The sequence below is a fragment of the Streptomyces sp. NPDC055189 genome, from assembly GCF_053606765.1.
In genome coordinates, this window is sequence record NZ_JBSGSG010000085.1 from 1 (window position 1) to 13,283 (window position 13,283).

Consider the following 13,283-nt stretch of genomic DNA (forward strand, 5'->3'; position numbering starts at 1 on the left):
GTGCCGGGCCGGACAGAACCGGCCCGGCACGGGGTCTCTTGGCAAGGGAAGGAAACCCTACGAGGTGACCTTCTCGATCAGGACACTGCCGGTACCGGCGACCGTGCCACGCCCGTTCAGGAGCGACACCTCACCGAACAGCTGGCGTCCCTCGGCGGCGGGCGCGTCAGCCGCGACCTGTGCCGAGACCGGGGCGGTGGCCCCGTTCGCCAGCTTCACCGGCGCCGACTCGTCGACCTTGACCGAGCCGAGCGCGCCCGAGAAGAAGACGTCCCGGTAGTCGTACGCGGTCGAGCCGGACGGGATCGAGTAACCCGCGACCTCGATCTGGTACGTACCGGCCGCCGGCTTTGTGAGGCTGACCGACTCCTCCGAGTCGCCGTCGGCCGACGAGCCCACGACGACCCCGTCCTTCTTGACCGAGAGGTCGAGGTCCGCCGCGGAGTCCGCCGTCGAGCCGATGGCGACGTCGAGCCGCTCGGCGCCCTCGGGCACGACCACGGTCGTCGTCTGCGTCTCGCCCTGCTTGATCGTCGGTTTGGCCGCCTTCGCGGAGCCGAGCGAGCCGCCCTTCAACTTGCCGTCAACGGCGGCGAAGTTGTTGGTGACCTTCCAGGAGACGGGCGCCGGCGTGCCGACCTTCGCCTCCGGAATCGTCTGCACCGCGGGGTCGAAGGCGACACCCAGGGCGGAGACGTCCAGCTTGTAGGGGTTGTCCAGGAGCGGCGACGTCCTGCGCGACTCGACCTCGATCTCCCACACGCCCGGCTGCGGCTCGGGGTACGAACGCAGGTCGGGGCGGCAGGTGTTGGCCGGGTTGTCGTAGTTCGAGTAGCAGACGAGCGACGACGTCGAGTCGACCGGGACGCCGTACGGGTGCACCGCGATGAACCGCGTCTGGCTCTTGCCCTTCAGTCCGCCGAGCGCCAGTTCAAGGGACTTGGCGCCCTTCGGGACCGTCACGAAGTACGACTGGGTGCTGTTGCGCTGCACCGAACCGGAACCCGCGAACGTGTACGACGGCTTCGCGAGCGGCGCCGCGACGACGACCGTCGACATGATCTGCTGGTCGATGCCCTCGGTGCGCTCGTCGTCGAGGTGAAGGATCGCGCTGTGCAGACCCGCCGACTTGGCCTTGGCCTGCACCTTGACGGTGACCGGCTTGTTCAGCGGCAGCGTCACGTCGTCGTCGCCGAGCAGCTTGAAGGTGCCCTCGTGGTTGTTGGCCAGGTCGAGCTCGTGGCGGATGCCGCGGTCGGCGCCCGAGGTGCGGGTGATCGTGACGTCGTACGTCCGCTTCTGGCCGGTCTTCAGGCCGCCCTCACGGTCGTAGATGCCGGTGCCCGGGTTCTTCAGCTCCTGCTCCAGAGCGGTGTCGACCGGCGCCTTCACCGTGTAGGTGTGCGCCTTCGCGTCGTCCTCGATGGCCTCCCAGGCGTCGACCACGTTGATCCGGCCGGTGCCCTGCGCGTACGCCTGCTCGCCGTGGATGCGGTCCGCGGTCGAGGTCAGCGCCGTGCGCAGCGTCGCCGGGGTCAGGTCGATCTTCTCGCGCTTGGCGGCGGAGAGGAGCAGCGCCGATGCGCCCGCGGCCTGCGGGGACGCCATCGACGTGCCCTGCAGCATCGAGTAACCGGCCGGGAGCTGGTAGCCCGCCTCGGCGACCGGGGAGCCCGGCAGCCAGGTCTGCGTGGTGTTGATGGCCGAGCCCGGCGCGGAGATGATCGGCGCGAAGCCGCCGTCCTCACGCGGACCGCGCGAGGAGAAGGGCATCATCGCGTACGACTTCTCGACGGCGGAGCCGTAGTTGGCGGCCCAGGTCTCCTTGGAGATGGAGGCGCCGACGGAGATGACCTTGTCCGCGAGGGCGGGGTCGCCGATGGTGTTCGCGCCGGGGCCGCTGTTGCCCGCGGAGATCACCAGCTGGACGCCGTACTCGTCGATGAGGCGCTTGTAGAGCGCGGCGCGCGCGTTGTTGCCGTCGTTCAGGGCCGGGAGGCCGCCGATCGACATGTTCACGATGTCGACGCCGCGCTTCGTGACGAGGTCGATCATGCCCTCGGTGAGCGCGACGTTCGTGCAGCCGCCGGTCCAGGTGCAGGCGCGCGACGAGACCAGCTTGGCGCCGGGCGCCGCGCCGTTCATCTTGCCGCCGAACAGGCCGTTGGCCGCGGTGATGCCCGCGACGTGCGTGCCGTGCTCGGACTCGATGACGCCGATGTTGACGAAGTCGGCCTTCTTGCCGACCCAGTCGCCGCCGTACGGGTCGGTCGGCACGTCCTTGCGGATCTCGACGACGAAGGGGACGCGCTCGACGACGTCGGTCGCCGGGTCGTCCTTGCCGAAGTAGGCGACCTGGTGGTCGTCCTTGTACGGCTTCATCACCTCGTCGTCGGTGAAGTCCTTGTTGTTGTTCAGGTCGACGCGGACCGTTCCGGCGGCCGGGTCGTAGAGCACGCCCCAGCTGTCGGTGGTGTCGCCGTCGCGGTTGATGTCGCCCTTGGCGTCGCCGCCGGTGGTGGCCGACTCGCGGAAGCGGTTGACCTGGAAGGAGCCCGCGGGGGCCTTCCACGTCTCGCTCTCCCAGGTGAAGGTGGGGCCGGTGACCGGGTTGGTCATCCGGCGCCAGGTGCCGTCCGCGTCCACGATCGGGTCGGTCGCGGTCACCCAGTCGGTGATCTTCCGCTCGCCCGTGGTGGTCTTCTTGAGCGCGGGGTGACCCAGGTCGACGCCGGAGTCCAGGATGCCGATGGTGGTGCCGCGGCCGTCCGCCTTCGGGTTCTTCTTCACGAAGTCGACGGCGCCCGTCTCGAAGGACGGGTTGTACGGGTTCTTCGCCGGGGTCTTCTTGCCGGGCCCGGCGTACGTGCCCTTGCCGGCGGTCTTCGCGCCCTTGGCCCGGTCGGCCGCGGGCGTCGGGTCGTCCAGTTCGATCTCGTGCCGCAGGTCGATGCCCTGCACGGACGACAGCTTCCCGGCGGCCTCGATGGCCGCTTCGGCCTTCGCGGTGGGCACGGTGGCGCGTACGTAGCCGAGCTTGTCGTACGTCCGGCCGACCGAACCGCCCTTGACGGCGTCGAGCTGGTCGGCGACCTGCTCGGTGGCGCCGGGCGCGGTGGCGACCATCATCGTGACGGTCTTCTCGCCGTCCGCCTGCGCTTCGGCGAGCAGATCGGCGTCGGCCGAACCGAGCTTCTCCTCGGCGGCCTTGGGGGTGGTCTGGCCCCCGGGGTCCCCGTCGGCCGCGAGGGCCATGGGTATGGGCCCGGCGGCGGAGAGCGCGGCGGTCAGGCCGACGGCTATCGCGAGACGGGTCGTGCGTCTAGCACTGGATCTGTGCATCAGCATCCCTGTACGTAAAGGTCGAAAAGGTCCGGAATCCGGAACCGGATGACCGCTCAGCCTTACGCAAGTGACTGCTGTTTGGGGAGAGTTGTCCGAGCTGTGATCAGGGCATGACGCAATTCCGCCACCCGCCATGACGGACAAGGCGGTGCATAGCGGGACTTGGGGTCAGCTCTCGCGCGAGCGCGCGTAGTGCCGCGACGCCTTCGCGCGGTTGCCGCAGGCCGCCATGGAGCACCAGCGGCGCGTGCCGTTGCGCGAGGTGTCGAAGAAGTGCAGGACGCACGCGTCATGGGCGCAGCCGCGGATCCGGTCGGGCGCGGTGGCGAGGAGGTTCAGGTAGTCGCGCGCGGCGAGCCAGGCCGCGCCCCACGCCGGCTCCTCGAACTCGGGCTCCTCGCCGGGCCCCTCGGCGGTGAGGGTCGCGCGGATACGGCCGTGCGAGAGGACTTCGTCGACGCGTGCGATGCCCGCCGGGTCGCCGGGGGAGTCCACGACGGAGGCCAGTGCCTCGCGGGTGCGGAGGGTGTGCTCCAGGGCTGTTCCGTCGGCGGCGAATCGCGCGTCGAGTCCGTTCGCCGCGAGCCAGACCGTGAGCCCCTCGACGTCCGTGAGCAGGTCCTGCCGTACGCCGTCGTGCATCCAGACGGTGTTGAGCAGGTCGAGGGAGAGCGGCTCGCCGATGAGCGGGCGCGGGTCCTGCGGGGGTCTGGCGACGGGCATGAGCGTTCCCTTCAGTGCTAACCGCTCAAGAGTACGTGACCGGTTGACGGGCTCTGATCTAACCTCTAATCTCACTTTAAAGGGTTAGCCACCAAGGGGAGAATCATGCCGACGTCCACCGCTCCGCGCACCGGCCACATCGGTTTGAACGTCACCGACCTGGAGCGCTCGCTCGCCTTCTACCGTGACGTGCTCGGGTACGGCCTGCTCGCCGAGGGCAAGAAGGAGGGCCGCCGTTACGCCTTCCTCGGGGAGAGCGGTCAGGAGGGCGGGCGCCCGGTCCTCACGCTCTGGCAGCAGGCCGATGCCGGTTACTCCGCGCGGAACGCGGGCCTGCACCACCTCGCGTTCGAGGTCGACACGGTCGACGAGGTCCGCGCGTACGAGAACGCTCTGCGCGCATACGGGGCTGAGTTCGCCTACGAGGGGGTCGTCCCGCACGGCGAGGGTGCGGCGTCCGGCGGGATCTTCTTCCATGACCCGGACGGCATACGCCTTGAGATCTACAGTCCGTCCGGCGCGGAGTCGGCGACAGCGCCGGTGGAGTCGGCTCCGACATGCGGCTTCTTCTGAGCGCCCCGCAAGGGGCGCGGGGAACTGCGCGACAAGCCACGACGCACCCGTAGACAGGACCTCACCGATGACGCCACAAGCCCCAGTCCAGCCTCCCTACCACCAGGGCTCCCGCACCGTGCAGGACAAGGTGGGCGTGCGGGACCTCGCCGACCACGTGGGCCGCTCAATAGGCCAGGGCATCCGCCCCGTCGCCGCCGCCTTCCTCGAAATCCAGCCCATGCTCGTGATCGGCGGCGCGGACCCGGCGGGCGCCGTATGGGCCTCGCTGCTCACCGGCGAACCCGGGTTCGTACGGGCCACGGGGCCGCACCAGATCTCGATCGCGGGCGGCCCCCGCCGGACCGACCCGCTCGCGGAAGCTCTCGCCGGCGACGGCGTCCCCGTGGGCACCATCGCCCTCGATCCCCGCACCCGGCGCCGCATGCGGCTGAACGGCCGGGCGCGGCCGACCCCACGGGGCCTGGCGATCGAAGCCGACCAGGTCTTCTCGAACTGCCCGAAGTACATCCAGAAACGGGAGCTTCCGCCGGGTGCCATGCCGGGCCGCCCCTCCGCGCCCCGCCACGGAACGAAACTTACCGGCGAGCAGCGCGCGTTCCTCGCCGAGGCGGACACCTTCTTCCTCGCCACCGTCCACGCGCACGGCGCCGACGCCAGCCACCGGGGCGGCAACCCCGGCTTCGTCGAGGCTCCCTCCCCCTACGAAATCACCTGGCGGGACTACCCCGGCAACGCCATGTTCCTGTCCCTCGGCAACCTCGCCACCGACCCCCGCGCAGGGCTCCTCTTCCTCGACTGGCGGACCGGCACCACCCTCCAGCTCACCGGAACGGCCCGTACGGAATACGCCGACGACGGGTCCCGCACGGTCCGGTTCACCCTCACCGAAGCCGTGGAGACCCTCGGCGCCAGCCCCTGGAGCTGGACCGCTCCGGAGTACTCCCCTGCCAATCCCGGCCAGGAGGACTAGCGTCAATCTGTGCATAAAGAGCTACGGGTGGCGGCCTACGCCGTATGCGTGCAGAACGGGCAACTGCTGCTCGCCCGGTGGGTGGCGGGCGACGGCAGCAAGCGCTGGACGCTCCCCGGCGGCGGGATGGACCACGGCGAAGACCCGTACGACACGGTGATCCGCGAGGCCGACGAGGAGACCGGGTACGTCATCGACCCCGTCGCGCTCCTCGGCGTCGACTCGCTGCGCCGCCGCTACCCCCGCAAGCTCGGCGCCCTCGCCGACTTCCACGGCCTGCGCCTCGTCTACGAGGCGCGGATCACCGGCGGCGAACTCCGCCACGAGCAGGACGGATCCACCGATCTCGCGGCCTGGCACGCCCTTGACGCCGTCCCCGGACTCGACCGGGTCGGACTCGTCGACATCGGGCTCGACCTGTGGCGGACCCGGCCCGACGACGGACACCTGACGGCGCCCTCCTGAGCCCTCGCAAGGCCTTCCCTTCCCCGAAAAGTGAACGTGGAGTGACCGCCTCCTCTCCGTCCGGAGAGGGATGTGTGACCGCGCAGGGTGCTCGATGATCCACGTACGGTGATCGGCGCTGCCCGTTGCGGTCTCGTTAACGTGCAGGTCATCCCGGATGCCAACGATCCAGTACGAGCGGGAATTTCGCCTGGTGCGAAGCGCCCGCGACCACTGCCGACTCGTCTGGAATCGGGGAGACCGCGCCATGCCGCGCATACGCTCTGTCGCCACCGCCGCCCGGGCCGCCACCCACTCCGCCGTCTCCGCCGTGGACCGCCGGGCCTTCCTGGCGACCACCGGAGCAGTCTCCCTGTCCGCGGGCATCGGCTACGCCCTGCGGCCCGCCGCCAGCCATGCCGCCCCCAGCGGCCCCGCCCCCGTCGCACTCTCCCGGCAGGCGCCCGCCGCGCCCCTGGCGCCCTACCGGGGCGGCACCACGCTGGGCGCCGTCGCGACCCCGCGCGGCACCTCCGGCTACCGGCGCCTGGGCGACGGGCCCGCCTGGGACCGGGTGGTCCGCGCTGACCTCGCCGCCGCCAGGAACGGCCGCGAGGGACGGCGTACCCCGCTCGCCGCGTTCGTCCAGTTCACCGACCTGCACCTGGTCGACGTGCAGCACCCGCTGCGGTACGAGTACCTGCGCGCCCAGACCGCGAGCGCCTGGCGCCCGCAGGAGGCCCTCTCGGTGGCCGGCGCGGTCGCGCTCGTCGAGCGGGTCAACGCCCTGCGCGGCGCACCCGCCACCGGATCGCCGCTGCACTGCGTGGTGACGACGGGCGACAACACGGACAACAACTCCCGCTCCGAACTCGACTGGTTCCTCAAGACCATGAGCGGCGGGCGCATCAACCCCAACACCGGCGACCCGCGCCGCTACGAAGGCGTCCAGGACAGCGGCCTGAAGCTGTACTGGCACCCGGACGACGACCTGCGCGACTCCGACAAGGCCCTCGGCTTCCCCCGGGTCGACGGCTTCCTGGAAGCGGCACTCCGCGAGGTCAACAGCCCGGGCCTCGGCCTCCCCTGGTACTCGACGGTCGGCAACCACGACGCGCTGCCCGGCGGCTGCTGGGGCCCCGGAGACTCGTACTTCACCGAATTCGCCGTCGGCGGGAAGAAGCTGATGTCCCTCGACGAGCCGCGCGGCGCCGCCCTGTGGAAGGCCGTCAAGAAGGGCCGCGACCCCAAGGGCGCGCAGTTCAAGGAGCTCCTGAAGAGCGAGGCGCGGCGGATGCGCTCGGTCACCCCGGACGAGAGCCGCGCGCCCTTCACCCCCGCCGAGTACGTCAAGGCCCACCTCGACCCGGCGTACAAGGGGCACGGCCCCGCCGGGCACGGTTACACGCAGGAGAACCTCGACTCGGGCACCCAGTACTACTCCTTCCGCATCAGCGAGGACGTACTCGGCATCAGCCTGGACTCGACGGACCCCGGCGGCCACTACGAAGGCTCGCTCGGCAAGGCCCAGATGGACTGGCTGGAGCGGGAGCTGACGGCGAACGAGAAGAAGGACGGCGGCGGTTCGTACGTCATCGTCTTCAGCCACCACACCAGCAGGACGATGCGCAATCTGCGCCAGGACCCGGAGCGTCCGCGCGAGGGCAGGCACGGAGGTGACGAGATCGTCGCGCTCCTCGCCCGCCACCGTTCCGTCCTCGCCTGGGTCAACGGACACAGCCACAAGAACGACATCACCGCGCACCAGACCCCGCAGGGTTCCTTCTGGGAGGTCTCCACGGCCTCGCACATCGACTTCCCGCAGCTGGCCCGCGTGGTGGAGCTCAGCGACAACCACGACGGCACGATCTCCCTCTTCACCACCCTCATCGAATCGTCGGCCCCGCACCGCACGGATTACGCCGATCTCTCCCAGACCGGCCTCGCCGCGCTCTACCGCGAGCTGTCCTTCAACGCCCCTGGTGCCAAGCCCGCGCTCGGCGGCGAGCCGGGCGACCGGAACACGGAACTGATCCTCAAGAAGGGCTGAAACCCGCTCAACCCGCGCCATGCGTTCAACCTCCGCACCGGACCCGTGAGTCCCTCCGGCCAACCGCAACGTCCGGACACAGCTGGGGGAGACATGACGGCACGCAGGAGACGCCTGATGGGGGTGGCCGCGGGGGTGGCCATGACGGTGACGGCGGGGGCGCTCGCGACCCCGGCACTCGCCGGGACGCCGGGAGGCGGGAGCGGACACGGGGATCGGCACCGCGCGACGCAGAAAGCGATGGAGGCCGCCGTCAACGAGAACGCCCCCGGCGTGACCGCCCAGGTCAAGGACAAGCACGGAACCTGGGACTCGGCGGCGGGCATCGGCGACCTCGAACGGCAGAGCCCGCGCGGCGCCCACGACCGCTACCGCGTCGGCAGCATCACCAAGACCTTCGTCTCGACGGTGATACTGCAACTGGCGGCCGAGGGCGAGCTGAGCCTCGACGACAAGGTGGGGCGGTGGCTGCCCGGTGTGGTCGAGGGCAACGACCACGACGGGGACAACATCACGATCCGTCAGCTCCTCAACCACACGAGCGGCATCTACGACATCCTGACCGACCCCGGATATCAGGAGAAGATGTTCACCGAGAAGTTCCTCGTGCACCGCTACGACACCTGGACCCCCGAGCAGCAGGTCGCCATCGCCATGCGCCACGAGCCGGACTTCGACCCCGGCGAGGGCTGGAACTACTCCAACACCAACTACCTCCTCGCCGGCATGATCATCAAGAAGGTGACGGGGAACTCGTACGCCGACGAGATCAAGCGCCGCATCATCAAGCCGCTCGACCTTGCCGCCACCAGCGTGCCGAAGACGAACCCCTTGATGCCGGAGCCGAGTTCACGGGCGTACATGAAGCTGTCCAAGGACCCGGACGCCCGGTTCCACGACGTGACGGAGCTCAATCCGTCCATGGCGGGCTCGTCGGGCGGGATGATCTCCGACTCGGCGGACCTGAACCGCTTCTACACGGCCCTGTTGCGCGGCAAGCTCCTGCCGAAGAAGCAGCTCGCCGAGATGAAGCAGACCGTCGAGCAGAACCCGGAGAAGCCCGAAAACCGGTACGGGCTCGGCCTCGTGAGCCGCGAGACCTCCTGCGGCACCGTCGTCTGGGGCAACGGCGGCGACATCCAGGGCTCGACGACGATGACCCTGGCGACCGAGCGCGGCGGCCATGCGATCTCCGCGAACTTCAACAGCCTGGACGGCGATCTGATCGCGATCCGGGACGCGGAGTTCTGCGGGAAGTGATCCGCGGGGCGGGGCGGGTTCCGCCCCGCCCCCTGTGGGGCTAGCGCGCCCCCTGTGGGGCTAGCGCGGCAGTACCACCACATACGCCGCCGGATCGCGGTCGGCCGAGGCCATCAGCGCGGTCCGTACGACGGTCGCCTGCTGTTCGAGGGACTCGCGCAGTTTCCTGGGCGTCAGGTGGACGACGGTGATACCGAGCCGCTCCAAGTGCTCGCGCTTGCGGGCGTACTCGGACCACAGCGCGTCGTCGTCCTGCCGGGGTGCCCGCGTGTCCAGTTCGACCGCCACGGCCAGATCGGGCCAGAAGGCGTCGACGCCACCGAGGTGCGGCCCGCCGGGCAATCGCAGGTCGACGTTCCACAGCGGATCGGGCAGGCCGTGCTCGGCGACCATCTGGTACAGCCGGTCCTCGGCGATGGCCCGCCCCTCGGCGAGCAGCGAGTCCACCGCGTCCACCACATGCGGACGGGTGAGCAGCTTCGCCTGGTGCAACTCCCGCACGATCGCCGCCGGTTCGCAGTGGTTGCCGCGCACCGCCTCGGTGAGCAGCCTGCGCACCGCAGCCGCGTCGGAGAGCCCCGCCACGGCGTCGGCGAGCGCGCGCGGCACGGGGGCGACCGGAACTCCGGCGATCTGTACGGCGGTCGGCATCGCCTGGGCCCGCACCAGCCGCACGAAACCGGTGGAACGCAGCCGCCGGGTGCGCGGCACGAGGACGTCGATGCGGTCCAGGGAGAGCAGTGGGGGAGCTGACGAGAAACGGTGCAGGGCGAGCGCCGCGAGCCCCGTGACCAGGGCGTCCGCGTACGGGGCGTGGGGTTCGCCCGCGCCGGGCTGGACGGGGACGCTCTTAGCGGCCCTGGCCGGCGGCCGCCCCGCGTACAACAGGGCGCCGTGCAGGCGCTCTTCGCTGGTCGGCGGCCCCGGGTGCAGCAGACAGACGCCCGGAAGCAGCTGCTGCCAGGGTCCTTCCGGGCGGCAGTGGGAGGCGGCGTCGGCGGCGGAGACGCCGTGGGCGCGGAGCTGGGCGGTGTTCATGACGCGGCGCTGGACGTCGGCGAGGTGGCGGAGGGGGCGGGGGGAGAGCGGGGTGTTGTGGTTCATGACCCGGCCATTCCCGCTGCCGATCCGCCCTCTAACCGCTGTTACAGGCCCGTCGACATAACTGGACAACCCCGCACTAAAGTGCAGACGTTCGACTGCCGAAAAGGTCCGTTTGTCATCGGTACGTTCCAGGGGCTGACCCGTGAGTGTCCCGGCGGGCGGGCGCAACGCCGAAGCGAGGCGCCCGCCCCGACGGGCCTAGGAAGCGGCAGCCGCGTCGCAGGCCTGCGCCCGCAGCGACCGCGCGAGGTCGTCACGGGCTTCGAGGACGAGCCGCCGCAGCGCAGGCGCGCCGCCCTCGTGAGCGGCGAGCCACGCGTCGGCCGCGTCCACCGTGGACCGGTCGTCCTGGAGGTGCGGGAAAAGACCCTTCACCACGTCCATCCCGATCTGGATGGACCGCTCCGCCCACAGCCGCTCGATGGCGTCGAAGTACTTGGACGCGTACGGAGCGATCAGCTCCCGCTGCGACGCCTGACCGAACCCGGAGATCGTCGCCCCCACCAGCGCGTTCGACAGGGAGTCGGACTCCACCACGGCGGCCCACGCCTGCGCCTTGACCGCCTCGGAAGGCCGCGCGGCCAGGCACCGCACGTGGTGCCGCTTGCCCGAAGCCGTGTCGTCACGGGCCAGTTCGGCGGCGAGCACCCGCTCGTCGGCGACGCCGTGCGCCGCGAGGGGGCCGATGAAGGACCAGCGCAGCTCCTGGTCGACGTCCAGGCCGTCGATCTTCGCCGTCCCTTCGAGCAGTCCCTGCAGCAGCTGGAGGTCGGCCGCCGACGAGGCCACCGCGGCGAAGAAGCGCGCCCACGTCAGCTGGTTCTGGCTGCCGGGCTCCGAGATCCGCAGCTCCCGCAGCGCGGCCTCGGCGAGAGCGCGCCCGCCCTCCTCGCGCCACTCGGGGGCCGCGTAGAAGGTGAGGGCCGAGTCCGCCCACGTGTGCAGCATCTGCAGGACGCCGATGTCGCTCTCGCGCCCCGCGAACCGCAGCACGAGCCCGATGAAGTCCCGCGCGGGCATGAGCCCGTCCCGGGTGAGGTTCCACAGCGCGGACCAGCACAGCGCGCGGGCGAGCGGATCGGTGATGTCGCCGAGGTGCGCCCGCAGCGTTTCGAGGGAGTTCTCGTCGAAGCGGATCTTGCAGTACGTCAGGTCGTCGTCGTTGACCAGGACCAGCTCGGGAGCCTCCTCGCCGGCCAGCTCGGACACCACCGTGCGCGGCCCGTCGACGTCCACCTCCGCGCGGGCGTACCGCGTCAGCTCGCCCTCCGGCGTGCGGCGGTACAGACCCACCGCCACGCGGTGCGGCCGCAGCTCGGGGTGGGACTCGGCGGCCTCCTGGACGACGGACAGCTCGGTGATCCGGCCCTCCGCGTTCAGCAGGACCTGCGGGGTCAGGGAGTTGACGCCCGCCGTCTGCAGCCACGCCTGCGACCAGGCCGCCATGTCGCGCCCGGAGGTCTCCTCCAGGACCGAGAGGAGGTCGCCGAGCCGGGTGTTCCCGTACGCGTGCCGCTTGAAGTAGCGGCGCGCGCCCTCCAGGAACGCGTCCCGTCCCGCGTAGGCGACGAGCTGCTTCAGGACGCTCGCGCCCTTGGCGTACGTGATCCCGTCGAAGTTGAGCTTGGCGTCCTCCAGGTCGCGGATGTCGGCCGTGACCGGGTGCGTGGAGGGCAGCTGGTCGGCGCGGTAGGCCCACGCCTTGCGGTTGTTGGCGAAGGTGATCCAGCCGTTGGTGAAGCGCGTCGCCTCGACCATCGAGAAGGTGCCCATGAAGTCGGCGAAGGACTCCTTGAGCCACAGGTCGTCCCACCAGCGCATGGTGACGAGGTCGCCGAACCACATGTGCGCCATCTCGTGCAGGATGACGTTGGCCCGGCGCTCGTACGACGCCGTGGTCACCTTGCCGCGGAAGATGTACTCCTCGCGGAAGGTCACACAGCCGGGGTTCTCCATCGCGCCCAGGTTGTACTCCGGGACGAAGGCCTGGTCGTACTTCCCGAAGGGGTAGGGGTAGTCGAAGTTGTCGTGGAAGAAGTCGAGCCCCTGCTTGGTGACCAGGAAGACGTCGTCCGCGTCGAAGTACTTCGCGAGTCCCTTGCGGCACAGGGCGCCGAGCGGGATCTCCAGCGTCGTGCCGTCGTCGAAGGTGCGGCTGTAGGAGTCCGTCACGTAGTGGTACGGACCCGCGACGACCGCCGTGATGTACGTCGAGATCGCCTTCGTCTCGGCGAACTTCCACACGCCGTCGACCAGTTCACCGGAGCCGTTGGACCACGCGGTCCAGCCCTCGGGGGCCTGCACCTCGAACCGGAAGGGGGCCTTCAGGTCGGGCTGCTCGAAGTTCGCGAAGACGCGGCGCGAGTCCGCGGGCTCGTACTGCGTATAGAGATAGACCTCGCCGTCCTCCGGGTCGACGAAGCGGTGCATGCCCTCGCCGGTGCGGCTGTAGGCGCACTGGGCGTCGACCACCAGTTCGTTCTCGGCGGCCAGGTCCTCCAGCGTGATCCTCGTGCCGTCGAAGACCTCGGAGGGGTCGAGATCCCTGCCGTTGAGGGACACCGCCGTGACGCTCGGGGCGATCAGGTCGGCGAAGCTCGCGGCGCCGGGTTCGGCGGAGCGGAAGCGGATCGTGGTGACGGAGCGGAACGTGCGCGGCTCCTGGTCGCTCCCGCCGATCGCGGAGCGCAGGTCGAGAAAGACCTCGTACCCGTCGACGGACAACAGCGCGGCCCTCTCCTGGGCCTCGTCGCGGGAAAGATTCTCTCCGGGCACGGGCGGTACTCCCTTGTACTCGCAGGTGGAAGTCGT

Annotated in this window: 9 protein-coding genes; 5 read left to right on the plus strand and 4 right to left on the minus strand. The window is 70.3% G+C overall.

What is annotated here, in order from left to right:
* Positions 1-57 precede the first annotated feature (57 nt).
* Both ACWFR3_RS37835 and ACWFR3_RS37840 read right to left on the minus strand, forming a co-directional pair.
* Positions 58-3,348, minus strand: coding sequence for a S8 family serine peptidase (locus ACWFR3_RS37835; RefSeq protein WP_453739238.1), 3,291 nt, complete (start codon positions 3,346-3,348; stop codon positions 58-60).
* A gap of 165 nt (positions 3,349-3,513) precedes the next feature.
* Positions 3,514-4,068, minus strand: coding sequence for a CGNR zinc finger domain-containing protein (locus ACWFR3_RS37840; protein WP_453739239.1), 555 nt, complete (start codon positions 4,066-4,068; stop codon positions 3,514-3,516).
* A gap of 105 nt (positions 4,069-4,173) precedes the next feature.
* On the opposite strand from ACWFR3_RS37840, the gene ACWFR3_RS37845 reads away from it, so the two are divergent.
* The 5 genes from ACWFR3_RS37845 (at position 4,174) to ACWFR3_RS37865 (ending at position 9,368) form a co-directional block, all read left to right on the plus strand.
* The gene (locus ACWFR3_RS37845) at positions 4,174-4,641 is read left to right on the plus strand and encodes a VOC family protein (RefSeq protein ID WP_453739240.1); all 468 of its coding nucleotides are present in this window, start codon (positions 4,174-4,176) and stop codon (positions 4,639-4,641) included.
* 67 nt (positions 4,642-4,708) lie between these two features.
* Complete coding sequence (locus ACWFR3_RS37850; protein WP_453739241.1) at positions 4,709-5,614, plus strand: pyridoxamine 5'-phosphate oxidase family protein; 906 nt, start codon at positions 4,709-4,711, stop codon at positions 5,612-5,614.
* 9 nt (positions 5,615-5,623) lie between these two features.
* Complete coding sequence (locus ACWFR3_RS37855; RefSeq protein ID WP_453739242.1) at positions 5,624-6,079, plus strand: NUDIX hydrolase; 456 nt, start codon at positions 5,624-5,626, stop codon at positions 6,077-6,079.
* Positions 6,080-6,326: 247 nt separating this feature from the next.
* Complete coding sequence (locus ACWFR3_RS37860; RefSeq protein WP_453739243.1) at positions 6,327-8,108, plus strand: TIGR03767 family metallophosphoesterase; 1,782 nt, start codon at positions 6,327-6,329, stop codon at positions 8,106-8,108.
* 93 nt (positions 8,109-8,201) lie between these two features.
* The gene (locus ACWFR3_RS37865; RefSeq protein WP_453739244.1) at positions 8,202-9,368 is read left to right on the plus strand and encodes a serine hydrolase domain-containing protein; all 1,167 of its coding nucleotides are present in this window, start codon (positions 8,202-8,204) and stop codon (positions 9,366-9,368) included.
* A gap of 60 nt (positions 9,369-9,428) precedes the next feature.
* On the opposite strand, the gene ACWFR3_RS37870 is transcribed toward ACWFR3_RS37865, so the two are convergent.
* Both ACWFR3_RS37870 and pepN read right to left on the minus strand, forming a co-directional pair.
* The gene (locus ACWFR3_RS37870) at positions 9,429-10,472 is read right to left on the minus strand and encodes a hypothetical protein (protein WP_453739245.1); all 1,044 of its coding nucleotides are present in this window, start codon (positions 10,470-10,472) and stop codon (positions 9,429-9,431) included.
* A gap of 198 nt (positions 10,473-10,670) precedes the next feature.
* Positions 10,671-13,247 carry an aminopeptidase N gene (pepN, locus tag ACWFR3_RS37875; RefSeq protein WP_453739246.1) on the minus strand — a complete coding sequence of 859 codons (2,577 nt, stop codon included), beginning with the start codon at positions 13,245-13,247 and terminating at the stop codon, positions 10,671-10,673.
* Between the last annotated feature and the right edge of the window lie 36 nt (positions 13,248-13,283).

What these genes read in the sequence shown, in the direction of transcription:
- ACWFR3_RS37835 (WP_453739238.1), bottom strand. Translation starts at nt 3,348, where the DNA reads ATGCTGATGCACAGATCCAGTGCTAGACGCACGACCCGTCTCGCGATA.
- ACWFR3_RS37840 (WP_453739239.1), bottom strand. Translation starts at nt 4,068, where the DNA reads ATGCCCGTCGCCAGACCCCCGCAGGACCCGCGCCCGCTCATCGGCGAG.
- ACWFR3_RS37845 (WP_453739240.1), top strand. Translation starts at nt 4,174, where the DNA reads ATGCCGACGTCCACCGCTCCGCGCACCGGCCACATCGGTTTGAACGTC.
- ACWFR3_RS37850 (WP_453739241.1), top strand. Translation starts at nt 4,709, where the DNA reads ATGACGCCACAAGCCCCAGTCCAGCCTCCCTACCACCAGGGCTCCCGC.
- ACWFR3_RS37860 (WP_453739243.1), top strand. Translation starts at nt 6,327, where the DNA reads ATGCCGCGCATACGCTCTGTCGCCACCGCCGCCCGGGCCGCCACCCAC.
- ACWFR3_RS37865 (WP_453739244.1), top strand. Translation starts at nt 8,202, where the DNA reads ATGACGGCACGCAGGAGACGCCTGATGGGGGTGGCCGCGGGGGTGGCC.
- ACWFR3_RS37870 (WP_453739245.1), bottom strand. Translation starts at nt 10,472, where the DNA reads ATGAACCACAACACCCCGCTCTCCCCCCGCCCCCTCCGCCACCTCGCC.